This window comes from uncultured Gimesia sp. (genome assembly GCF_963972345.1).
Classification (GTDB): domain Bacteria; phylum Planctomycetota; class Planctomycetia; order Planctomycetales; family Planctomycetaceae; genus Gimesia.
Window position 1 is genome coordinate 28,418 of the sequence record NZ_CAXAVM010000005.1, and the last position, 24,415, is coordinate 52,832.

The window sequence follows — 24,415 nt, forward strand, 5'->3', positions numbered from 1 at the left end:
GGCGGCTTCACTCATCCGAAAACCAACAGTGACAGCCCCTGGGAGCGTATGAGTTCCAAGGGGCGTCCCTGTTTATCAGGCACTCACATTGATCTAAACCAGGACATTCGATGCGCTGCATACTTTTTACACTACTGACTGTCACCTGTTTCGTGATCACCCCCGCGCGGCTCAAAGCCTCCGATGAGAAAAAAACACCCCCGCCATCAAAGATCGGATTCCGGCAGCTGGTGACGTTCAAACCCGCCGCCGTCCAGCAGGGCGATAAGCGGAAGATTCAACTGCACTCCAGTTACACGCTGGATAATACCCACTCGGTCTTCTTTGACCAGCCGGGGATCAAGATGACCTTTGCCGAGACCAAGCCCAAAGCGGCGCCGCGCCGTGGTCGTGGCTCGGTGGGAACTCCGTTTGAATTTGAAATCGAAGTCCCGAAAGAGCAGGCCACACGTATTTATGAATGCCGGGTGGCTACCGACCAGGCGGTTTCCAGTGTCTCGCATCTGCTGGTCACCCCTTATCCGGTCATTGAGGAAGAGGAAAAGAAAGACAACAACACGTTTGATACCGCCCAGGAAATCACATTCCCCTCAACCGTCTGTGGTATCATCGAGAAGTCCGAAGACATGGACTGCTTTAAATTCAAAGGGAAAAAGGGACAGCAGATTACCCTGGAAGTTTATGCCCAGCGCGTGACCGAAGCGATTCACACCATGCAGACTTCCAGCGTGTACCTGATGGATTCGATCCTGACCCTGTACGGTCCGCAGAAACAGATTATTGCCCAGAACGATAACTTCATTAAATCGGATTCGCTGATTTCATTCAAATTGCCCGCCGACGGTGAGTATGTCTTCGAAATCCGGGACACCCGTTATGTGGGAACCGGAAAATATGCCTACTGTGTTGAAGTCAGCGATGGTCCCTATGTGACTCACACCATGCCCCTGGCGGTTCAGCAGGGAAAACAGACCGAAGTCACCCTTGAAGGTTATGCGTTACAGGGCAACACCAAAGCGGCATTCTCATCGAAAGAAGCCAAAGCAACAGGCTGGGCCAAACGGTCCTTTCAGACACCGGCCGGTGAAACAAACGCTGTCTGGACGCTGATCAGTGAGCATCCCCAGGCGGTAGCCGCTGACACGAATACCTCAATGAAAACTGCCTTCCCTCTGACATTTCCCCTCGGCGTCAGTGGCCAGATCACGGAAGCAGAGCAGACTCAGTTCTTTTCGTTCCAGGCCAAAAAAGGCCAATACTATTCTTTCCAGCTGATGTCGAACCGCATCGACCTGCCACTGGACTGCGTGATGGAAGTCCTCGACTCCAAAGGCAAAGCACAACGGGTCTATGTAAACGGCGGCGCGAATGTTGAGGCCGACGATGGCCTGCAGATGAAAGACGTTGACTTCCACTTCATGGCTCCTGCCGACGGTGAATATTATGTAACACTTCGCGATCTGCACGACCGGGGCGGCGATCGATTTGCCTATCACCTGACGGCGGAACTGAGTGGCCCCGATTTTCAGATGAGTGGCGAATACTATTATGCACAGATTGCACCGGGTACCAACATGATGTGGTTTGCCAGCGTCAAACGCCTGAATGGATTTGACGGCCCGATTGAATTGAATATCGAAGGCCTGCCCAAGGGAGTCACCTTCGAACCGGTGACGCTCCCCCCCGGAGTCAATGATTGTGGCCTGATTCTCAAAGCAGCGAAAGATGCCCCGATCAACGCGTCCCTGGTCACGATTTCCGGCAAAGCCAAAATCAAGGGCCCGGACGGGAAAGAGCAGGAACTGGTTCGCGAAGGTCGCATCACCTGTGAAATTCAGTCGCGTGGTGGCGGACAGGCACGCTGGCCGATCAACACGTCGATTGTGGGTGTCACCAAACCGCTGGATCTGCTGGAAGTCACAGCCACGCCTGGTGAAATTGTCCTGAAGCCCGGCGAATCAGCCGAGATCAAAGTCAAGATCAAACGCAGCGAAGCTTATAAAGAGCCCGTCACACTGGCGACCGCCTTCATGTATTTCAAATCGAAATACGGTGAGCAGTTGCCGCCCGGCGTCACGCTTTCCAATAAAAGTAAAACCCGTCTGGCCGGCGATACCCTGGAAGGCACATTGATTATTGAAGCCTCCAAAAAGGCAACACCCGTCAAGCGTTTCCCCTTCGCCGCGATGGCGCGGGTCGGCATCACCTTTTCGATCACCACCAATTACGCATCGAATGTGATTTATCTGACGATCACCGATGAAGATGCCAAAGACAAGCTGGCCAAAAAATAGGGATCGACTTCAACCCCTCTCTCCCCTATTCTGGAAGGATCATTTCGCTTCCCGCGCAGAAAGTCTGATATGACCTGGAGAGATCTGACATTTTCAACTTCACTGCTGAGTGTGCGATCCCTCCTGCGCTCTCTCTTTTGCGGTCTCTGTCTGTGTGCCGTTTCCAGTGCAGGACCGGTTTCTGCCCAGGGCTCTGCCAAACCGGAAAAAATCGCCCCACCCCTGTTTGAATTCACATTTACGGATGATCAAAAACAGGAGCAGATTATCGAGGCGGCCCAGATCCTGCAGGCCCAGGATGGAGGGGTGGTGATGCTGACCCGCGACGGACGCCTGTTGACGGCAACTCCTGAGCAACTGAAAAGTAAACGGCTTTTGAATCGCGAGTTCACTCCCCTGGATGCCGGTGAACTGGAAAAGCAGCTCAAAGCGGAATTCGGCGAAGATTTCACCGTCACTCAGACGAAGCATTTCACCATCTGCAGCCAGGCGGGCAATCGTTATTCTCAGTGGTGCAGCTATCTGTTCGAACGCCTCTATATGGTTCTGCATAATTACTGGGACGACAAAGCATCTCCGCTGCACGATCCGGAAGTGCCTCTGATCGCGGTCATCTTCAAGGACCGTGCCAACTTCGAACAGTATGCGAGCCAGCTTCTGGGTGAAGGAGCCGCCGCCACGCATGGCTTCTATTCGATTCAATCCAACCGCATGGTGCTCTATGATTTGACTGCAGGTCCCAATGAGCGTCCTGCTTACACCGACGCCGACATCCTGTTCAAACTGCGAAAGTCGCCGTTCAATGTCGCCACCATTATCCATGAATGCACGCATCAGATCGCCTTTAATGTGGGCTTGCATACCCGCTTCGCCGACAATCCGCTCTGGCTGACCGAAGGTATGGCGACTTATTTTGAAACCCCCGATCTGAAAAGCAAAACAGGCTGGCGGACCGTGGGCAAACCCAATCCCTGGCGACTGCGGCAGTTTCAGGATTATGCCCGCTCGCGCAGACCCGCCGACTCGCTGCAGACCCTGATCTCTTCAGACCAGCGTTTTCAGGAAGCAGAGGCCGTGCTGGACACTTATGCGGAAGCGTGGGCCTTCTCTTATTTTCTGATCAAAACCAAACGCCGACAGTACGAAGAGTACGTGCATCTGATCGCCGCCCGGAAGCCATTAATCTGGTCCACTCCTGAAGAACGGCTCAAAGACTTTCAGTCTGTCTTCGGCGCAGATCTGGCTCAGCTTGATCAGCAATTTCTCAGATACATGCGACAAATCAGCCGCTAAATACGATTTTTCTCTTTGCAGTTTCCCTGTTTCCCAGTATCGTGCGCATACGCCGTTTGAAGTCGGCGACGTTTTCAGACGCGCCAACCGAACGTCTCGCATAGAAAAATAACAATCCGTAAAGGGCATCTTTCATGTCAACTTCCCTGCAACCATCGGATGAGCAAGCCAAGGTCATCACAGGCTGCCTGCTGCTGCTATCCATCATCGCGCTGGCAGGTGTCTTTTATGTGACCCAGGCGGTTCTGGTCCCGTTTGTCATCGCCATTTTCATCGCGACGATTGTGACGCCGATCGTCGACCTGCTGGTATTAAAATGGAAGTTACCACAAATCATCGCGATTTCTCTGACGCTGCTGCTGGTACTCACTTTTGTTTTTTTAATCTGCATGACATTGATCTACTCGACGCAGCAGGTGATCTACAAAGCAGAAAACCAGTACAGTGAAAAGTTCGGCATCTTTATCAACTATGCGTTTGAGGCTGCCAAGGAAGCCGACAATCTTCCCAGGCCCAAACCAACAGAGGAAAATATAGCACTGCAGTCAGATGACACCGATTCGACAGAGGCGATTCCGGAGATCACTCCTCCCGCGCACATCGATGATTCAGATGCAGTGGTTGCCGAAAAACCGGAGACCGGCTGGTTTCAGAAAATGGGCATTGACCTGGATACGCTCAAAACAGCGACGATGGACTACATGCGAAACTCATTGAAGTCGATCGCGGTCAGCACGATGCAGTCGGCGCTGAACTTCACAACCACTTCCTTTTTCGTCGCGATTTTCGTGATTTTCCTGCTGGCAGGTCGAGACCCGAATGCGGTCGTCAAAAATGAAATCTACTTTGAAATCGAGCAGAAAATTCGCAGCTATATTTCGACCAAACTCGTCCTGTCACTGATTACAGGCACCCTGGTGGGTGTGACTCTCAAACTGTTTGGGCTGGAACTCGCGCTGGTATTTGCCATTCTGACGGTTCTGCTGAACTTCATTCCGTCTGTCGGCTCGGTGATCGCAACGCTGCTGCCGATTCCGGTCGCGTTTGCCCAGTTCTCTGACAGCCCCTGGACGATTGCCGGCGTCATACTGATTCCCGGCGCCATCCAGATGGCCATCGGGAACGGCATCGAACCGAAACTCATGGGAGAAGGCCTGCAACTGCACCCGGTGACCGTGCTCCTGGCGCTTTCGTTCTGGACACTGCTCTGGGGTCCCATCGGCGCGATCCTGGCAGTTCCCATCACCGCTGCCATCCGGATCGTCCTGATGCGATTCGAATCCGGACGGACCGCAGGCAACCTGCTGGCCGGCATCCTGCCCGGCGGATCAACGACGGTGGCCTGAAGACGAGGCCCCCTGCTCTCTTTTTTTCCACCACGAAAAACACGAAAGCAAACTGGGTGTGCCTGGATAAAATCCGGGCCGAGCGCAGCGAGCAGGAGGTCGCCGTTGCCGTATTCAACCCAGAAGCAGACTGCCACTATACTCGGCACGGCCGGACAAGCCGGTCCGTGGCACACGGAAACCTTCGATCATCTTGCATGTGCTCAATCAAAACAGACGTCCGTGTGCCATCTAATAGTGGAAACGATTTCAGAATTCATTATTTTCGTTGACTTGAATTTGGCTGAGTGATTTCAGACTAACCATTAAGCGTCGAATCTCAAACTCCCAAGCGGTCTGGAGAAGCAACCAAGACAATTCGTCATACTCATGCTTATCCTTCTCTGAAACACTATTCAGTTTAATCGTGGAGGTCATGATCTTACTCCGCGGTCTGTTCTACTTGATAGTGTCAGGATGACAAAGTGACTATTGAACTTTTTCGCCAGGGCCTGGAAGATTGATATGCGGCCTTAAGGCGACACATGTGCGGCACAAAATCGAATTTGTATTGATGAATGCGATGCCTTGATTCTTGCGGTATATGCCTAACTTCCGAATATCCACACTATTTTTTTAAAAGCCGTGGAATCAGGGTATCAAGCTGGCCCCGTGCCTCGGTCGAATAGAGATTGCCGCTTGGGTCGATCAAGAAGATGGCTGGGATTCCATCGACTCCCCATGATTCTGAAAAATCGTTCAGCGCTGATCCTGTCCGCAATGCGCGTTTGTCGCGTCCTAGATAATACTGCGGCCAGGGAATTTGCTCCTTGTCTACGAACGACTTCAAACTTTCCAATCCTCCGTCGTTTTCAGGTAGATCGTGACTGACTCCTATGAATTCGACCCCCTGATCATGGTACTTGGCATACAGCCGCTTCAATTCGGGGATTTCATGAACGCACGGACCACACCAGGTTGCCCAGAACTCCACCACGACAACCTTCCCTCGCAAATTCTTCATCGAGACTGCTCGACCAGAGATCACGTCAGTGAACTCAAGCTCAAACGGCTCGCCGATTAGATCACGCTTTCTGTTTTTCCCTTGCGCTATTCGACTACGAAAAGAATCAGGGTATTCTTGAGCGATGCGCCGCGTTAACTCAGTGCTTTGACGACTGATGAGGTAAGTATCCACAGTAAAGCAGAAGGCTCCAGCTAAAGAAAAGCCAAGAATCAATTGGCGAAATTTGGAGAAACGTTGGAAGGGCGCTGCTTCCGAACGTTGCCAGACGGGCACAAGCAATAGAGCCGTTGTGCTGGCTGCCACAATGACGAGCCAAAAACGATAAGTACCAATAAAACTTAGGATGCTTGACTCGAGGTTTCGATTCAATGCCAGAGTCACTACTGGCAGAACTGCCTCTAAGACAGCGGCTTCGAACTTTCTCAGGCCTGGGAAGTGCGGGTACGAGGTGTGTAGTAGAACAACCAACACAATCCCCAGTAATCCGAAAAGAATGCCGAGTCTTAGCCACTTCCATGTGTTGGATGATGGCCTGCGTGCAGTCATTGCAACCACCGCACTGATCACTAAAAACAGCGCAATGACCGCTAGCCGCAGATACCACTCAAAATGAAGTTTCGTGACTGCGCTGTGGAGGACCTCGGCAGATCGGTTGTCTTTGGGCCACTCGCTGACGAACTTTTCAGCGAGTGCGACAGCCGCAGGTCCATTAATCGGTCCGTTAAACTTGATCATGGTTTGATAAAATAGCGCATCGCTTTTCAGTCTGGAATCCGTCGTTTTCTTGAGAACCTCATCGATTTCGGCGTTCACTTCTCGCATCGAATCGAAGGTGCTTCGACCATTAGTCGAAGGCAATCCTGCGAGGTATTTCAACGATCGCCAACGTTCTGGCAAAAACTTTGCGACGTGAGGGTCATCCGGGGACATTTTACGGAGATCACCGATCAGCGTTGCGATTTTGGTATGTGTTCGGATGAAATCTTCGGTTGGGAGTGAGCGATGGGACGTTCTGAGTTCGTTCTGGATCTGATCGATCAAAACATCCGTTGGCGTCTTTGGCGTCACCGAGGATTCAATCGGACCTGATTTGTTGAATATTCTCTCGGTGGTGGGAGATGGATCATCAGGGCGACCTTGAGCGACCGATGCCGCCACCACGAAGGAGAGGAATACGAAAGCGGTAGTATTGGCACTGCAGCGGATTCTTCTGAACATATTCAGCCCACTTTCTGTCGTGATATTGTCCGGCAAACTGCCGTTGGCACCTCTCGCTGATACTCCGGAGTTTACATAACACGTAACATGACTGATTCTTTAGGGTCGGGGGGCTTCCTGATTTCCTTCCAACAAGGAGAGTACCTGAAGCTCAGGCCGCCGATACAGAGCCAGATGAATCTTGCGAATTTCTTTGTGGAATTCATGCTGCTCCGGTTTCAGTGTTCAAGCATTCAGACACAGGAATGATCTTATTCCAGCTAAGATTCCCAATATGAATCAGTCTGGAACTGCTACAGGTATAGAATGCCTTCGATTGTAACTGCTGCGGTTTCCTGTGTCTAAAATGAATTAATTTTTATCCACTTACGCCGTTACAGTTATTAATGATATTCAAAACCATCAGCTTGTAATCAATGTTAGATAATCGGTTGAAATTCAAATCCAATCTGGCGAACTTGGATGACCGCGACAAATCAGAACAAACTGCTGAACCTGATTCGGAATAACGGTGTTCGTTCGCCTGACTCATCAATATCAACTTCCGTCCTGGTTATACTGATTGTTATGGAAGTCCGATCGCTTAAAAAACGAATATAACTGGTGTCAACTTTAACCCTCAGAAGTTGGACATACTTTAGTGGTAAAGCAGAGTCTCTAATTCGCATCGATGTTAAAGACCGTGAGACCGTGATAGGATGTCAGCGAGTTGCTCTCCCAGTAAAAACTCTGGAAGCCTGATTTGGATTCTTGGACGTGCAAAATATCGACCGTTAAATGTATTCACGTCACTTAGATCTGATCTGAAATTGATCTATGTCAACCCGACTGCTTAATACACGGTCATGTTATTGGACGCTTCGGTTCCCTGGTCGAATTCCACTGTACCTGACACCAGGTTGTCGGTCACCTGAATCTGCTGGCCGCCGATGATCCGGATGGCGAAGTTTTTCTCGCCTTCGGTAATCAGGCAGTCGGAAATACGGGACTGCTTGACGTTCTGCATCAGGATACCTCCGTTTTCACATTGGCGAATCGAACAGTTGGTGATGTTCATCCGGGCGCAGTTCTTGAGGATCAGCCCGGCAGCAACGCCCCGGGTCGCCAGGATATTCAGCGCGTTGAGCGTGCAGTCACTGCAGTCATTGAAGACGTTCGCATCTTTGGTCTGAGCCCGGTAATCGGGATTGCGATCCAGCAGATTGGATCCGAGCACAATGTGCGAGCAGTCTTCCACCAGCAGGTTGTGTTCGTATGCCTGCCAGAGAGTATTGCCGGTAATCGTGATGCCGCGGGCATGCTTGAGGTGAATATTGACGGCGACATCACTCATCGAATTGTCGGCGATCGCGAAGTTCCCCACCTTGCGGGGGTCTTCGGGACCGTTGCCGATGAAGCGTACGTTGGCAGAATCGGGTGCGTCGTGCGTGTGTTGTATGGTGCAGCCGAAGATGGCACCTTCCCGCAGTGAGCCTTTGGAAATGTCGAACAGAATATTGGCCGTGGGCTGAGTGTCTGCTCCCATGTTGCCTTCGATGTCGCAGTTGCCGATCTGAATGTTGCGGATTTCACTCCCGCGAACCACAATCCCCCCCTGCCTGTTGTAGCTGATATGCGAGTCAGAAATGTTGATCTGATGCAGGTTCAGATTCTCGAGATAAATGCCGACGCCTTCATTTTCATACAGATGACAGTCATCTATGGAGACATTCCGGTTGCGTTCATAAAGATGAATTCCATGTAAAGCCTTGCGGACGACCAGGCGCGTGATAGTAAGCTGCATGGTCTTCGATGCCGCGATCCCGATGGCTTCCGGATGCTTGCCGACGATTTCGATGCCATCGACCATCGGCGACCGCTCCCGCTCCCAGACGACGGGCTGCACGGTTTTGGGGCTTGCCGTTCCGTTATGAGTGCCGATGAAATGAAAAGCGGGGCCGGCTCCTTCCATCAGGATCGTCGCTGTGCCATCGCCGGAAATCGAAGTCGGTCCGACTTTGTTCAAATCAATCACGACCGGCTTCGTGAGGCGATACTGGCCCGTCGGAAACCGAAGCACCCCAACCGGCGCATCAACCAGTTTCTGAATGGCAGCCGTGACATCAGTTTTGCCATCTCCGACGACGCCATAATCTGACAGCTTGACATCTCGTGCATATCTTACCATTTTCGGTTTTTGTGGGAGCTTCACCAATGGCTGAGATGCTTCGTGATGATTCAAGAACAGCCCCGTTAATACGAGTGTGATCACACTAAGCGGGATGAGTGTTTTCAGTTTCATGGCATCAACTTTCAATGCAGGTTTTTCTGGCAGGAGATCGCCGACAATGCGGACGGCCCGATAATTTAAGGAAGCTTATAAATCAGTCTACGCAACAGCGATGTCAGGTTCAACTGTCGTGCCAGTGAAAGGCAGAAGGGCTTCCGGGCGAAGCAGACAGCAAATTACTGATGATAAACGGGCCGCGGCTCATCGCTGGCGATGATTTTAAGATAACTCTGGTAGCGCTGGCGGGAAATGAAATCGTGGGCGACAGCGCGTTTCACGCCGCAGTCGGCTTCGTGCGTATGCGAGCAATCCGGAAAGCGACACTGGGTCACAAACGGGATGAAGTCGCGGAAGAAGCCTTCGACTTCCTCAGGAATCACATCCCACAACTCCAGTTGACGAATGCCCGGCGTATCGACCACCCAGCCCCCAGTCGCGATTTCGAGCAGCAAGGCAGAACGGGTCGTGTGCCGTCCTTTGCGGTTTTCCTGACTGATCTCTGCGGTTTCCAGTGACAGTCGTTCGTCAATTTGATTGAGCAGCGACGATTTCCCCACGCCGCTCTGGCCCGAGAAAACACTCTGCTTACCTTTGAGCAGCGACCGCAGACGCGGGATGCCGGTGCCCTCTGTGACGCTGGTTAATACAATGTCATAACCCATCTGGGCATACACGCCGATCAGGGGCTGGAAGGCGACCGGATCGACCAGGTCGATTTTATTGATGCAGATGATGGAGTGAATGTTGCCTTTTTCCGAACTGATCAGGAAGCGGTCAATCAGCGAGGGTTTGAGGGGCGGATCGTCGGCGGAGACCACAATGACAGCCTGGTCAATGTTGCTGACGAGAATATGCTCGCGACGTTTGCTGCCCCGTGAAAGATAGGAGCGACGCGGCTCGACACGTTCGATCACCGCCTGATGCTCATCCCCATCGGGACGAATCAATACATGATCGCCGGCGACAACGGCGTTGCGGTCATCGCGGGACATGGTGCGCACGAGCCGCCGGATGGTGCATTCATAGCGTGTGCCATCTGCCACCTGCACGACCGAGTTCAAGCCCTGCGAGCGGATCACGCGGCCTGGAATGCAGTTCTGCTCGTCGATATCGATGACAATTTCGGTGCCGTCATCGGTTTCGTGCTCGACTCCCATGACGGTGCGATGACGAGTGAGATCCCCTTTACCGGTGAGCCGTTCGGTGGTATCCCTGTACTGCGAGTCGACCTGCTCGTCCATCTGGTGGCTGGCGAGTTTATTGTTCCGGACCTTTTTCTGGCGGTTCTTTTTAAACGCAACCCGGATTTTTTTTCCTTTTTTCTTAGCCACTACAGTTCTGGTTCCATCACCGTCTGATCAAAATTCATGATGAACCGTCCTGCTCATCATCCTGATCGATGAGAAATTTCAGTCCGAGTTCATCGTCGGTCATCTGAGATTCGTCTTCCGGAAGTTCAATTTTATCTGGTTTCTTTGCCGGTGGTGCCATCGGACGTTCCGGACGTTTTTCCCGTTTGACGAGCCCCGCTTTTTCCATCAGGCTCATTTCGAACGGATTCTCTTCTTCCGGCGGCGGTTCATCGGACTGGGGTGTGTAATTGATTTCGTAATCGTGTTTGGCAATCGAGAGCCGGTCTCCGGGCAGCAGCCACTTCATATCGCAGCGGTCTCCGTTCACTTTGATCCCGTTGCGGCTGTTCATATCGCGGACGCGCCAATAGCCGTTGATAAATTCCAGCTGGCAGTGATGCGATGAGATATTGGGAAACTGCAGCGTGATATCGCATTTGCTGCGGCGGCCAATTAATAACACTTCTGACAGCAGCGGGATTGGATCGCCGCCGCCACACGGGTTGAGTTCACCTAACATTCCGACTTCCTGGCGCCTCTGTTACGTATTGTTTACCAAAAGATCATGAATTGCCCGCATGGCTTTAATCTATACCGCTGGCCACACATTATAAAGCCTTTCTCTTGAGAAAAGTCAGATTTTGGGGATACTTCAAGGGGACTGCTTACTCTATACTGGAGACTTCAATAGCGGGAGTCGGCTGAGTGGTCGCTGCGGGTTCTTCGGAATCCGTGGAGGAAAGTCCGGGCTCCACAGGGCACGGTGGTGGGTAACGCCCACCGTCCGCGAGGACAGGGAAAGTGCAACAGAAAGTAAACCGCCGGGCCGGTACGCTGGCCAGGTAAGGGTGAAACGGTGCGGTAAGAGCGCACCAGCAGACCGGGTGACCGGTCTGGCTCGGTAAACCCCACCGGGTGCAAGACCAAGCAGGAAGCAGTTCTGGTTCGCCAGAACACGGATCGGCCCGATCCGTTATGACTTCCGGGTCGGTCGCGTGAGGCAGCAGGCAACTGCTGTCCCAGATAAATGGCCACTCTCGACATAACCCGGCTTACAGGCTTGCTCCCGCTTATTGATTCTCTTCCCCGACCCATTCAATTCATCACAACGACAACACACCTCAACCCGCAATGTTGTCAAATTGATTGTAATAAATTCTACAATATTGCACTTTTGACAACATGCCAAATCATTTCCACGACACTGCGATAATTTTTATCTCCTTACACAACATGCACTTAGAGACTTTCCGCACTTTTATGGCACGGTAGCTGCTTTAGTATTCTTTCATCAACAACAAATGAAACAGTTGATAACAAAAAAAGCCACTTTAAAAAAACAAAACCATTAAAGGAGATAATGATGAAAAACTTCACACTCGCAATCGCAGCTATGGCAGCCGTTACTTTGGTCAGCAGCACTTCATTTGCTGCCACTCCGTTCTGCGGCACCAGCAGCTACTTTAACTCAAAATATGACAATTCGAAATACGACACACGTTACAATTCCACAGCCAGCCGGAACTGGAACAACAATTCCTATTCAAGCTACAACAGCAGCTACCTGAATACCCGACCGTTGTTCACTCCGTACAATCCTGCTGTGAATCGTTACAACAGCTCTTACAGCGGACTGTTCAATACGTACCGTCCTGTGTCAAACTACACTTCGTCGTATTTCAACAATAACAAGTACAGCAACTACAAGTACGACTACAAATACGACAATGATCGTCACGACCGCTTTGACCATGATCGACATGACCGTCATGACCACGACCGATACGATCGCAACGACAACTGGCGTAACAATCGCTAGTTCGAATTGAAAAGGTAAACCATCCCTCTCTGGTCGGGTTCTGCCCGGCCAGGGGTTTATAATAAATCATGCATGCAAAACGGACCCGCGCCACTCTGGTTGCGGGTCTGTTTTTGTTTTTCGGTCGTGAGTTGGAGTTCGTATCCGCGAGAGAACAAGTGAAACCTGAATCGCTTCAGCCAGGCCGATCAGTCGGGCAGCGTGGAAACCGAAAGTGTTTCGCGCGGGTAATAGTGAATCGTTCCGTTCTCAGTTCCCACCAGCAGATCGACCACTCCCCGACCAAAGTCAACCGGCGCAGGAGAGCAGGAATGAATTCCCAGTCCGATCCGTTTCCCCTGAAAGTCGAGTTGCCTGACATAATCAAAGACCGGCTCCGCGTTACTGCCGATGTTCCGTAAAAACAGTATCGAAGCCTGCCTCGTCAATAAATAACCACTGGGCAGGTAAGTGGATTTTGAAGCCGGGAAGGACAGGCCCCGGGAGGCACCGATCAACAGATCGATTTTCCCATCCTGGTCCCAGTCATGCGCCACCAGTTTGGCGCGTCCGGTCTGGCCAGCGGCTTCATCCACGTTGGCGGTAATCGGCGTGCCATCTTTGAGCGTGAGTAATTCGCCGCGCTCCACATTCTGATTATCGATCCTCCAGAACCGCCTTAACAGGTTCTGTTCATCCAGTGCGATCAGGCAGAGACGACCTGGCGTGCCCCAGTCTGTAATGGCCGGCTGACTTCTCCATGCCAGATGCATCTGCAATCCGTCACAATACAGGGGCTTCGGTTCTGAAAAAGCAACACCGTCTTCAGAAGGCTCCTGCAGCAACAGCATATAGTCCGCCATGATGCTGTTCAGGATCACGTCCAGCCGCCCGTCGCCGTTCCAGTCATAAAGTGTGGGACAGGTATAACCCCACATCCCCTCGCCGGGCCCCTGGATGGAACCGCGGTAACCGGCTTTGATGTTCAGCGGCTTGCCACCCACTGGCACGGATTGCGGTTGCGCGAACTCCACTCGTGCCTGGTCACCAATGTTTTTGACAAACAACAGTTGCCCCGCATCATTGCCGACGATCAGATCGGTCAAGCCATCGCCGTCTACATCTCCCGGACTGATGACGGGCAGTTCCCCCAGGCAGAGGTGGGCGTCTTCCCTCAATACGGGACACACTGATTCATAAACCGGAGAGCCGTTTGGCGCGAACTGGCCGGAACAGCGATAGAACCAGACCCGCCCGGTATCACCGACGATCAGGTTCGAGAGCCCCGTTTCGGGATCGGGGACTGCACACAGATTCGCATTAATCACGGGATGCCGTAAGCCGACATGCTCCTGGTCGTTGACCAGTTTTTGAGGAGAGAGTTTGCCGTTCTCGGGGTCAATTGCGAAGCAGCGGATCACGCCCGGCTTATCGCTGGTCACCAGCGCCGGCGGATGATCTTCTCCCAGATGAACGACCGTCATGCCCCCCAGGTTAAACAGGAATTCTCCGGGCCCCTGCCCTGCGCGAGAAACCGCTTCCACTTTTTTCAGATCCAGAGAACCAAAGGTTACGTGATATAACTGGCGACGTGTAATATTCCCTCGCCAGAATCCGGCACCATCGTAGGGAATGTAAGTCGTTGCGTGATGATCACCGGGCGGACGGTAGCTGCTTCCATCGGCGATCGAACAATAGACGTGAAACTGCCCCTGCGTGTCAATAAACCCGGCCATTGCCCGCCCCATGCCACCCGGCAGATCCAGTTCGGGTGAGAGCGCCTGCTGCTGAAATTCTGTTTTATCGCGATCAAATTTGCAGAGGCGAATTTTTTTGCCAGCGGCAAACAGACCATAGATCGTTTTATCGGGACCTGTAAAAATCGTCCCGTTCAATGCGGAACCGGTGATTTTGACAGGCTTCCTATAGACGGGCACGCCACCCTCACTGAATCCACGAAAAGGAAACAGCCTGTCGGGGAAAACAAACAGGTCGTATGGTCCCGAACCGTAAACATCGGCTGCCCCCACCACGATGGACCGATAATCCTCTCCTCTCCCGAGTTGCCCGTACTCGATTTTTTTCGAAACGGGAACGGGATGCGCGGGAGTAAAGTAACCCGTATTGCTGGATGATACCTTCTGGTCATCTCCTGCTGCTGATTTCAGTCCATGGCCCCAGACTGTGAAAGTCACTAACAGGAGCACGCATCTGATCATGCCTTTTGGTTTCCACGGCATAAGAGTCTCCTTGCAGCGCATCTGATTTTTATTTTACCTGGTCTGCAGGTCAAAACTGATATCGTTCTCCCCGGCTTTGACGTCTGCTTTCAGAATCGAGTTCTTACGATATTTTTCGGGCACCACTTCTTTGACTTTGGGAGCTTCCGGATCAGAATCATCGACGGGGGGAGTGCTGATCGTGACGGTGTGCGGTCCCACCTTCGCTCCCATCGTGGGGTACACATACATCAATTCATACCGTCCGTCCTTGTCTGTCAACGATTGCGAGCCCCGGCCTTCCTCAGGCGTAAACTGTACCAGCACCCCTTCCAGGGGAGAGCTGTCCAGCGTCACCAGCCCTTTCACTTTTCCCAGTTGCGGTTGATCATCCGGGCGGGAACGGCATGCAGACAGTAATAATCCCGGGATAACCAGGAACAGCGCTGTCTTCAATCTTCGTCTCATAGTTGTGCCTGCTGTGATTGAGATTGTTTTTGTGAGACTGACTGCGATCACCCGCGTCAGTGCAGCAGAAACCGACCCAGCGGCAACGCGTGCTGCACTGGTCGGATTTCTGCGACTGTGGCTCAGCTATTACTCGATGTTGGCGACCTTGCCATCATTTCCCGTGGCAATGGCAGACAGTTTATCCTGGTCCATATTCTCACTGATAAACTGAACCCGTCCATCGATGAATAAAAAATGCGCGCCGCCGGTATGCTGACTGGCAAACGCATTCACAGAACCGCCATTCACGGCGTAGGACGATCCGGTCGGGGCCAGTTGCCCGACAACGTTGGCTGCGCGGACATCGGGGGCAATCCCCACCCAGACAGCGCCATAATATTCCCCCGCCACCTGGGTCGTTAAGGTTCCGTCGATATCGCGTCGGTACTTTTCGCCGACCGCAAAGGTGTTACTCGATCCATCGATAAAGTCTCGCATTCGTGTTACATATTTTGTTCCGTCGACAAAAATCGCTTTGAATCCTGTGGTCGTATCGACTCCCGTCCAGTCGATGCCTGCTATGCCGGCATAGTTTGATTTGGCATGTCCGCCGGAAACGCGTCCCGGGTTAATCAGCGGATCGGTGGCCGTCGGACACATGTAAACGGGAATGGCTGTCTTCTGTAAATCGGCACTGCCGACGGTCGCTGCAGCCTGGGGGCCTGTCGGAACGCTGCACACCGCCTGTTTCACCTGGCCCACCCCGAGTTGATTATACAGATTCGCCTGATCGATAAACGGCAGAATAAATGCTCCCCAGCCCCAGCCGTTATTGGAAGCATCCACCACCGAGCAGCTGTTGTTCGGATCGCCACAATATCCGGGAGGAAACACCCGGTGTGTTTCATGATAATTGTGAATTGCCAGTCCCAGTTGTTTCAGATTGTTTCTACAGGTACTGCGGCGAGCTGCTTCCCGCGCCTGCTGGACAGCCGGCAACAGCAGGGCAATCAAAATGGCGATGATGGCAATCACCACCAGTAACTCAATCAGAGTAAAGCCGCGAACGCTGACGTGATGACGCTTCATGAGACTCGTCCTTTCGCATTGAAAAATGCAGGTCAGGCAGAAAGAGAATGAATGCTGAATCGCAAAGAATGGGGCTCTTGTTCTCACCTGATGCTTCTGCCAGAATCAAGGCAAGCAGTGAGCCATACCTAAAGTCTATAGACTTTGCCGCGACTTGCAAAGAAAATTCCTGAGAATATTCTGGCATACTATACTTGCTGACACTGATTGACGAGTTTAAGTTAAGCGGCTCGTTTGTTTTCCCTCGAAACATCAACCTGGTTGTGGATCATGGTATTTCTGTCGATCTGTGACAGTGTGTCGTTGCAAAAAAGTGAACAAAAAGACTACAACGAGGTATCATTGTCAGTATCATGGGTACCAATGCAAAGTTTGATGGTTCTTTACTGACGGGATCTTCCCCGCTCAGCCAGATCAGGTTCAGAGTATAAATGCGAAAGCCAGCTTCAGAAAAAAATCAGTCCGAGATCGCTTATGAAGTACTGCGACAGAAACTGTTAAACAGAGAGTTTGCACCGGGTGCCCGCGTTCGCTACGGGCCATTGGGAGACGAGATCGGTATGAGCGCCACTCCCGTGCGGGAAGCAGTCGGGCGACTGGTCAGTGAAGGTTTGATTGAACTGGTGCCTCAACTGGGAGCTGTCGTAAAGCGGCCGACGATTACGGACACGACCGAATTATACGAGATGCGAGAAGCCATCGAACCATTTGCAGCCGCGAAGGCTTCGCAGTTTATTGCTGCCAGACAGTTGAAGTCATTACAGGCAACCCTCGACACCATGCAAATACTGCATCGCTCAGTGCTGACCGGCAAAAAACAGGCGATGGAGGTCTCCGCCCGGTTTGACAAGTCTGACCTGAAATTTCATCAGACCATCCTGAACGCGGTCAACAACCAGCGGATGTTAACCGTCGTAGGCGACTTCCATTTATTGACAGAAATCATCGGAGCGGCGCGGCACAGTTACAGCACCGAAGTTCTGGAGATGACCATTGACGATCACACCCAGATCCTCAAGGGGCTGAGCAAACGCGATGCAGAATGGACCCGCAAGGCCATGACGGTGCACATTCAAAACAGTCGCCAGCTCACATTAAATCAATTGCAGAGCGAGTGCCCGCAATAAGTGATTCCCGACCGGTTTCGGCCCATCCGTAAAAAAAGACTCCGAGCTGGTTTGCTCGAAGTCTTTTTTATGAATGCCCAAGAGAGGATTCGAACCTCCACGTCCTTTACGGACACTAGAACCTGAATCTAGCGCGTCTGCCAATTCCGCCACTTGGGCTTATAAGCCGATCCCCTTTGTTATTATTGACTTACGCCAATTTCATATCAACCGTGTGAGACAGAGTTTCTGGCTCTGGACCCGGAAAAACTGCTTCCGAATCGGTCCCGTCTCACGGGGAAGCAGGTATGTTATAGACTTTGTCCCCCTTTTTCCAGTCATACGCCTCGCAATTTTAGGACAACCATTCGCAGAAAACCGGGTTGGAATCGATTATCCGGATTAATGCGAAACCAGACTCGCTGCCGGCCTGTTTCAGTTCAGAGAATGTTCTCTTTCCCTGTAATCTGCTTTTCATGTTTCAGGATCCAGTGATGCTGCTCGGGAGTATCCGGCACGGGGACGCGTCTCCGCTTTGAGATCAGCGCGAACGCCTCTGGTGTGGTCAATCCGTGGTGCAGCAGAATTGCCGCCGCCGTCATCCCGGCCCGGCCGATGCCCGCGCGACAATGTACGACCGTGTGACTGCCTTCCAGAATACCGTGATACAGTGTCCGGGTGAAGTCCGCAAATGCTTCGACCGATGCAGGCAGACAGCGATCCGCAACGGGAAACGAAGTAAATAACATGCCATGCTGTTCTGCGAGCCGGGGTTCGTCTTCCAGACCGATTTCGATGGATTCCTGAGCTTCGAGCAGGGAGACGATATGCGAAATTCCCAGCCGCGCGATCCCGGCAAATTCGTCGTCAATCCATTCCCCGGCAACCGGCCTGGCCATCACCGACAGGGAGCCGCCACCGATGGTCTGAATGGGATAGATTGTGGGTTGGAACATGGTTATTGCTCTCGTCTCTCAGTCTGGTTGATAACAGCCCGGCTCGTCCGGCCGTGTCGGGAAAGTATAGGATGCTCGGTTCTGTATTTGTACGAGTCAGCTGCGACCTCCTGCTCGCTACGCTCGGCCCGGATTACATCCGGGCTCACCCATTTTTCTTTGGGTGGTTTCGGATTTTTCGTGGTTGATAATGGAAGATAGCGGGGCTTTTCTGTGCCCATTGTGGTGTGAAACTGGTTTGCAGATCGCCAGGCGGGTCGACACATGGGTCGACCCCTACGATGAACGGTAGTTTTTTTGTTCTGAATTGAACTATTGCCCTGAGAGTTTCCTGTTGTCTGCGACAACCCCGGATTGCATCCGGGGTTACCCTTTCTGCTTTTAGATTGATGGGAAAATTATCTCGCAATGAAGGCTGTCCGGTCGGCTGTCCCCTTTGTTAATGCATATCATATTGCAGGTTAGAGCCCTCGATCTTTATTCATCCATTCTTTCCGATTCCAATAAACTGGCATGGCCCCAGCGTCTGATACATCCAATGAAGGTGTATTACTCTGAATCAAGGTAATCCACCGCTTGCCTTCCAGCAGAAACTGATACGTTTGATGCACCATATAGTTCAGAAATAACATTGCACTGCTGAGGTCTTCCTGATGCCAGCGATCGAAATTCTTGATGACCACTAATACTTTCCCGTTTTCAGAAACCATATCACTAATACAGTCATTGAACGCATCCCAGTTCCTGCCGAAATATTCTGGAAATTCAAAACCATCATGGATGTCGCTATAGAAATTATCCCGGGAATACCACGTCTTCGCATCAAAGCAATAAATCTGATAACCGTGCTCCGAAAACCAGTTTTGATGCTGATCAAGCAATTCGATAGAATAGTATTTCGTGACTGGCCCATCAGCCAGAATCTGGTAATCAAGTTCCTTTTCCATAGCATTTCAATTCTGTGTGTCAGCTATTTTTTTTCGAAACCAGGTACTGCAGAAAGGAAGTGATGCCGGCGAATTTATAGTCGGGATCGATGTATTTTTCGATGACGTAAAACATGAAGTAGTAGAGCCTGGCGGAGGACCAGATGATGAGCAGGAGTAACAATGCTATCTGCCAGGAACGGGTCTGAGCAATGATCAAACCCGTGGCAAACAGTAGAATCATCAGGAATAGAAGGCCTTTGAGGTAGATCAGACGTATGCTTTTGAGATCGGCCATGGGTTGCAGAATCCATCATTCACATCGTATTTGAGAATCACAACTTAATGAGGATGACACGATATTGTAATCAGGTCAATGGTAGAGGCACTGATGGGATTAATGTCTTTTCAGATTTCACTTTACGAAACTTCTCGTGACAAACAGGTTCTCACTCAAGTATAATCATGACATGATTAAACCACGCCTTACAGAAGAACAACGTCGCGCCCTTGCTCAGTCCCATGGATTATTGGAAGTGGATGAGGATGGTCGAAAGTACGTTCTGATGTCGATGGAAGTTTATCGAGACATGATGGGCGTGGGCACTGACGCAGAGCTCTCCGCTTCACTGGAAGCAATTCAAGAGGGGCTGGCGGATATCGATGCCGGCCGTACACGCCCGTTTCGTGATGTCCTGGCTGAACTTGAAAACGAATGACTTATCGTGTCGAGTTGTCAAAACGGGCAGAGATTGATGTTCGAAAAATCTATGCCTATATCCGCCAACACGGTCCTGCAGATCCCAGGACCTGGAAAACTGGTCTGGAAATAAAACTCTCTTCCCTTGAACAGTTTCCTGAAGCATGTGGTTTTGCCCCTGAAAATGAATTCACCGATCAGGAAATTCGTCAGACTCTTTACGGTCCTTTTCGTATCATTTTTACAATCAGAGAACCATTTGTATTTGTCATCAGCATTCGTCACGCCGCCCGCCTTAATCTGAGGCAGGATGAAATCGAGGATGCCGATTTATAACCGCGTTGTAGCCCACGGGTACATGACATGACGAGTGTATCAGATGATACCATACGGGCTCACCCTTTTTACTTTCGTGTGGTTTCGTGTCCTTTCGTGGTAGAAAATTCCAATTCAAGCATTTAATTAGTTCCCGTTGCGGGGTGAAACTGGTTTGAACCTCACCAGGCGGGTCGACACATGGGTCGACCCCTACATTGAAGGGGTCGGTAGTGTACCCTGATTTGAATGCTTGCTCTGACCGTTTCCTGTTCGCTGCGCTCACCCCGGATTGCATCCGGGGCTACCCGTTCTTTCAGACCAGATTCATATGGGATGTTCTATGGTGAGTACTGATACCACTAATAGATCATTCAGTGGTTCGGGATTTTCATCTGCGGGGGGTGGGGCACTTCTTTTATAATGCTTTGTGAAACTTGTAAGGGACGTGAGCACCTTCACCGTTGGACAAGCCGAACAGTGGCACGGGCTCGTCTGATATTGGAGGAAACATTGCACTTAATATTCAGGTTTCCGGGTGGCATGGCCGGCTTGTCCGGCCGTGTCGAATGGGTATGGGAAGCTTGATTCTGGATTGATCGTGGCAGCTGCGACCTCCTGCTCGCTCCGCTCGGCCCGAATTGCATTCGGGCTCACCCTTGATTTATGTGCGGGGGCTGGTTTTTCGGGCACTGTCGGGCAAGCGGACAGATGGCACCCGGTGATATCCTGCCTTGCAAGCGGGAACTGGTTCACTGAGCACCGTTGGACAAGCCAACTGTGCCACCCGCCGGGGCCACCTGGACTGGTAAGAGGACATTGAAATTTTGTTATTGTTGTGGGGTTCATGCTGATGTTTGATTTTTTGTTCGATCAGTGGTTCTGTGGTTTCGTTGCATGGTGGATTATTTTCGGGAAGGGCGTGGGGGCGTCAAGGGGGATAAACAATATCATGTGGCGATACGGGTTGACAGAGAACCGACCTGCGGCGAGGTCGGGGCGGTACCGGGGCGAAGCTTTGCGATGTGCGGCGACCCGCAGGCTACCATCACGAACGGGTGGTGTTTCAGGCAGTGCAAATCTGGAAAAAACAGGCTCTTTTGTAGTGAAGAGTCAGAACAAGTGGCCCGTGTTTCAGTGCACTGTAAACTGGTCACGCGCGCGACTCACTTTGGTGCTTATCCTCGGCAGCGGCGCGCAGCGGTCAAGTCCAGTTTGTGCAGTCGCGCAAGATCAAAGCCCGGCTCCAGTTACAAAAGCAGCCGGGACTTATGAACTGATATCAGCGAAATTAATTCGAACCACCCGACGAAGCAGCCGCGACCGTGGGTCGCGTGCGAGGCAGTTCCGGCAGTTGCTGTTCGAGGTGCCCCTTGGATTTCGACCAGACGAGCAGGCCTTCGATCATCATCCAGACCTGGAGTGCGATCACAATCAAGCCGAACAGGAACAGATGCCAATCATCGGCACTATAGGCCCAGCCCGATTTACTGTTGAACATGTTCCAGAGCATGGCCCAGGCGGGCATGATGAGCATGACGATCATCGGAACGAGAGCAAAAATAATGGGTTTATTTCGACGACGGAGGTAGAAGACGATGACCATAAAGGCGAGTCCGGCCAGCAGCTGGTTGGTGGCACCGAAGAGAGGCCAGAGAATCAGGCCTCCACTCCCGGGACCGGAGGTAGCATCTCTCGGCAACATCGCAACCATACCGCCCAGGAAGACGGCCAGTCCGGTGGCCGCATATTTGTTGGTGAGGGGTTTGATGTGAATGGTAGCCGCCAGTTCCTGGATGACGTAACGCTGCAGACGCGTCGCGGTATCCAGCGTGGTAGCAGCGAAACTGGCGACGAGCACGGCGATGATGCTGATGCCCAGCTTCATGGGAATTCCAATCGCACCCAGAAAATTCGCACCGCCCTGAATGAACGCGCCGATTTTCTCTTTCAAGCCAAACGTGCCCCAGCCTTTGCTGGCGTTATAACGGGTCTCCCAGGCAGCAACTCCGGTGAGCTGGGTGCCCGAAGCGGCATCAATGGTGGGTTCATACTGGTAGGCGGCGCCTGTGCCGACACGGGAGAAATCTCCCATACCCACGCCTGCACAACAGGCGAGAATCACGATGACCGCCAGGCCCCCTTCGAGGAGCATGGCACCGTAGCCGACGTACTGGGCGTCGAGCTCGGATTCAACCTGCTTGCTGCTGGTGCCACTGCTGACGAGACAGTGGAAGCCACTACAGGCGCCGCAGGCAATCGTGATAAACAGGAAAGGCCAGATAGGGGGTGCGTCCGCGGGGATGTTCTTAGCAATCGCGGGGGCACTGCCAACCAGATCTGCCTGGCCCGTCGCGCCGGCAACGATGGCACCAATCAGCAGCAGCCCCAATGCGAGGACCAGCTGGTGACTGTTAATAAAGTCACGGGGTTGCAGAAGCAGCCAGACCGGAAGTATCGAGGCGATGGCACAGTAAGCCAGCAGCACGAAGGTCCAGAGAATGACGACATTCGGGAATGGCCCGGTGAGTTTAAGGTCAGGAAATATGGCCGAGAGATCCACGGGCCAGTAATAGGCGCCCAGATAAACGGAAGCATAGACGATGACCAACGCGACCAGCGAAGGAACGAGCAGACTTGCGTTCTGTTTATAGACCATCAGGCCGATGACAATGGCGATGGGCATGGTGATCCAGACGGGGATCACCGTTTCCGGATAGAGAGAAAAAATGATGGCGATGACCAGTCCGAAAATCGCAAGAACGACTGTCAAAGCCAGCAGCAGAATCAGCAGAAACAGGATGCGGGTGCGTGGTGCGATCAGCCTGCCGGCAACTTCGCCGACGGTTTGTCCGCGGTTGCGCAACGAGACGATCAGCGCGCCGAAATCGTGGACGGCACCGATGAAAATCGAACCCACCAGAACCCAGACGAGCGCGGGCAGCCAGCCCCAGAAGACAGCAATGGCAGGGCCGACGATGGGGCCGGTTCCGGCGATGCTGGTGAAGTGGTGGCCGAAGATGACTTCCTTTTTGGTAGGCACAAAATCGACATCATCCCGCAGTTGTTTACTGGGAACTTCCGCGTCGCCATCGACGTTAAAGATTTTCTGGGACAGCCACTTCCCATAAGTGTGGTAGGCAATGATGTAACCTACAAAAGCTCCCGCGGCAATCAACAGTGTGGCCATTCGTGTTTTACTCCAGCAATTCTCAAAAAATCAGCTGTACTGATAGACGGTTTCAGAGGTCCGAACCGGCTTGAAGTCGATCCGGATGCGAATTTCATGTCCGATTTTGCACTGAAGGAGGACTCCCTGGCAGCAGGAAATCGTAAATCAGAGCGCTTACTACAGATTATCCACCTGGATGAGGAATCGCAAATCAGTCCGACATGCTGGCAGCCCGACCATACCGAAAAATACACATTCATACACTACCCTGCGCACACAGTGTCGGCATATTCGGCACAACCGGCAATTTCGCTGAATTCGGCAAAGCGGCACCCATGTTTCGCCAACAGCGTTATTTATCCCATCTTAGCAGGAATTATCTGTGAGAAAGCGTCGATGTATTTAGTACCCACGAGGAACTCATTAAATGATGCAGGGATGTGGGTCATTGCCGGTAAGAGAGTCATGCCTGAAAACGCATCCGGTCACTGGTCAGCCTGAGGCATCGGAGCTGTCCGGGATCGAATTCTTGAATCCGGTCTGATTTGTTTTACTTACATACGACTAGACAACAGGTGACAAACTTTAATTCAAATCAATAAGAGGTTTGTCGCCTCTTCAGATATCACCTCATTGGCCCAGAACTAAGATCTACGGAAGGAGTATTCACGATGCTTGTATTGTCGAGACAACGCGACGAGAGCATCATCATCGGTGACAATATTGTCATTACTATTGTCGATATCCGGGGTGATAAAGTACGGTTAGGAATTCAGGCACCAACAGAAATTCCAGTACACCGTCAAGAAGTATACGATGCGATTCAGCGGGAAAACGCGATGAAAGAATCGGAAGCACATCGTCCTTCGGCGAAGTCGCCATCAAAAAATGCCAGCGAATGATTTT

19 protein-coding genes, 1 tRNA gene and 1 other RNA gene are annotated in these 24,415 nt (G+C 52.0%); 9 read left to right on the top strand and 12 right to left on the bottom strand.

Annotated features, from left to right (window positions below; genetic code table 11):
* The first annotated feature begins 110 nt into the window (after nt 1–110).
* From AACZ40_RS01410 to AACZ40_RS01420, 3 genes are all read left to right on the top strand, one after another.
* The gene (locus AACZ40_RS01410; RefSeq protein WP_339672883.1) at nt 111–2,294 is read left to right on the top strand and encodes a hypothetical protein; all 2,184 of its coding nucleotides are present in this window, start codon (nt 111–113) and stop codon (nt 2,292–2,294) included.
* A 69-nt stretch (nt 2,295–2,363) separates the two neighbouring features.
* A complete protein-coding gene (locus AACZ40_RS01415; protein ID WP_291167942.1) occupies nt 2,364–3,587 on the top strand; it encodes a DUF1570 domain-containing protein in 1,224 nt (407 codons plus the stop codon).
* Between the two features lie 134 nt (nt 3,588–3,721).
* Nucleotides 3,722–4,933, top strand: a complete 1,212-nt coding sequence (locus AACZ40_RS01420; RefSeq protein WP_291167938.1) for an AI-2E family transporter — start codon at nt 3,722–3,724, stop codon at nt 4,931–4,933.
* Nucleotides 4,934–5,540: 607 nt separating this feature from the next.
* Here the strand turns inward: AACZ40_RS01420 and AACZ40_RS01425 are convergent.
* The 4 genes from AACZ40_RS01425 to AACZ40_RS01440 form a co-directional block, all read right to left on the bottom strand.
* Complete coding sequence (locus tag AACZ40_RS01425) at nt 5,541–7,193, bottom strand: TlpA disulfide reductase family protein (RefSeq protein WP_291167936.1); 1,653 nt, start codon at nt 7,191–7,193, stop codon at nt 5,541–5,543.
* Nucleotides 7,194–7,989: 796 nt separating this feature from the next.
* Nucleotides 7,990–9,438: a right-handed parallel beta-helix repeat-containing protein gene (locus tag AACZ40_RS01430; RefSeq protein ID WP_291167935.1), complete on the bottom strand. Its 1,449-nt coding sequence runs from the start codon at nt 9,436–9,438 to the stop codon at nt 7,990–7,992.
* A gap of 164 nt (nt 9,439–9,602) precedes the next feature.
* Nucleotides 9,603–10,757, bottom strand: coding sequence for a ribosome small subunit-dependent GTPase A (rsgA, locus tag AACZ40_RS01435; protein ID WP_291167933.1), 1,155 nt, complete (start codon nt 10,755–10,757; stop codon nt 9,603–9,605).
* A gap of 34 nt (nt 10,758–10,791) precedes the next feature.
* Nucleotides 10,792–11,298, bottom strand: a complete 507-nt coding sequence (locus AACZ40_RS01440) for an FHA domain-containing protein (protein WP_291167931.1) — start codon at nt 11,296–11,298, stop codon at nt 10,792–10,794.
* A gap of 173 nt (nt 11,299–11,471) precedes the next feature.
* On the opposite strand from AACZ40_RS01440, the gene rnpB reads away from it, so the two are divergent.
* Together rnpB and AACZ40_RS01450 are read left to right on the top strand one after the other, a co-directional pair.
* An RNA gene (rnpB, locus tag AACZ40_RS01445) (RNase P RNA component class A) lies at nt 11,472–11,849 on the top strand.
* A gap of 292 nt (nt 11,850–12,141) precedes the next feature.
* Entirely contained in the window at nt 12,142–12,597 is a 456-nt protein-coding gene (locus tag AACZ40_RS01450; RefSeq protein WP_291167930.1) for a hypothetical protein, read from the top strand.
* Between the two features lie 188 nt (nt 12,598–12,785).
* On the opposite strand, the gene AACZ40_RS01455 is transcribed toward AACZ40_RS01450, so the two are convergent.
* The 3 genes from AACZ40_RS01455 to AACZ40_RS01465 all read right to left on the bottom strand — a co-directional run bounded on the left by AACZ40_RS01455 (nt 12,786) and on the right by AACZ40_RS01465 (nt 16,334).
* On the bottom strand, nt 12,786–14,816 hold the full coding sequence (locus AACZ40_RS01455) for a VCBS repeat-containing protein (protein ID WP_291167929.1): 2,031 nt from the start codon (nt 14,814–14,816) through the stop codon (nt 12,786–12,788).
* A 33-nt stretch (nt 14,817–14,849) separates the two neighbouring features.
* Complete coding sequence (locus AACZ40_RS01460; RefSeq protein WP_291167927.1) at nt 14,850–15,263, bottom strand: hypothetical protein; 414 nt, start codon at nt 15,261–15,263, stop codon at nt 14,850–14,852.
* 129 nt (nt 15,264–15,392) lie between these two features.
* Nucleotides 15,393–16,334, bottom strand: coding sequence for a DUF1559 domain-containing protein (locus AACZ40_RS01465; protein ID WP_291167926.1), 942 nt, complete (start codon nt 16,332–16,334; stop codon nt 15,393–15,395).
* Nucleotides 16,335–16,765: 431 nt separating this feature from the next.
* On the opposite strand from AACZ40_RS01465, the gene AACZ40_RS01470 reads away from it, so the two are divergent.
* Nucleotides 16,766–17,461 carry a GntR family transcriptional regulator gene (locus AACZ40_RS01470; RefSeq protein WP_291167925.1) on the top strand — a complete coding sequence of 232 codons (696 nt, stop codon included), beginning with the start codon at nt 16,766–16,768 and terminating at the stop codon, nt 17,459–17,461.
* Nucleotides 17,462–17,535: 74 nt separating this feature from the next.
* On the opposite strand, the gene AACZ40_RS01475 is transcribed toward AACZ40_RS01470, so the two are convergent.
* The 4 genes from AACZ40_RS01475 to AACZ40_RS01490 form a co-directional block, all read right to left on the bottom strand.
* A tRNA-Leu gene (locus tag AACZ40_RS01475) sits at nt 17,536–17,620 on the bottom strand.
* 260 nt (nt 17,621–17,880) lie between these two features.
* Complete coding sequence (locus AACZ40_RS01480) at nt 17,881–18,396, bottom strand: protein-tyrosine phosphatase family protein (protein WP_291167923.1); 516 nt, start codon at nt 18,394–18,396, stop codon at nt 17,881–17,883.
* 461 nt (nt 18,397–18,857) lie between these two features.
* Complete coding sequence (locus AACZ40_RS01485) at nt 18,858–19,343, bottom strand: barstar family protein (RefSeq protein ID WP_291167921.1); 486 nt, start codon at nt 19,341–19,343, stop codon at nt 18,858–18,860.
* A gap of 19 nt (nt 19,344–19,362) precedes the next feature.
* Nucleotides 19,363–19,620 carry a hypothetical protein gene (locus AACZ40_RS01490; RefSeq protein ID WP_291167919.1) on the bottom strand — a complete coding sequence of 86 codons (258 nt, stop codon included), beginning with the start codon at nt 19,618–19,620 and terminating at the stop codon, nt 19,363–19,365.
* A gap of 172 nt (nt 19,621–19,792) precedes the next feature.
* Here AACZ40_RS01490 and AACZ40_RS01495 point away from each other — a divergent pair, with 172 nt between their 5' ends.
* Both AACZ40_RS01495 and AACZ40_RS01500 read left to right on the top strand, forming a co-directional pair.
* Entirely contained in the window at nt 19,793–20,041 is a 249-nt protein-coding gene (locus AACZ40_RS01495) for a hypothetical protein (RefSeq protein ID WP_291167918.1), read from the top strand.
* A complete protein-coding gene (locus tag AACZ40_RS01500; RefSeq protein ID WP_291167917.1) occupies nt 20,038–20,358 on the top strand; it encodes a type II toxin-antitoxin system RelE/ParE family toxin in 321 nt (106 codons plus the stop codon). Before AACZ40_RS01495 ends, AACZ40_RS01500 begins: the two co-directional genes overlap by 4 nt.
* Nucleotides 20,359–21,628: 1,270 nt before the next feature.
* Here AACZ40_RS01500 and AACZ40_RS01505 read toward each other — a convergent pair.
* Nucleotides 21,629–23,527, bottom strand: a complete 1,899-nt coding sequence (locus tag AACZ40_RS01505; protein ID WP_291167915.1) for a carbon starvation protein A — start codon at nt 23,525–23,527, stop codon at nt 21,629–21,631.
* Between the two features lie 653 nt (nt 23,528–24,180).
* On the opposite strand from AACZ40_RS01505, the gene csrA reads away from it, so the two are divergent.
* On the top strand, nt 24,181–24,411 hold the full coding sequence (gene csrA, locus AACZ40_RS01510; protein ID WP_291167913.1) for a carbon storage regulator CsrA: 231 nt from the start codon (nt 24,181–24,183) through the stop codon (nt 24,409–24,411).
* Nucleotides 24,412–24,415: the final 4 nt, after the last annotated feature.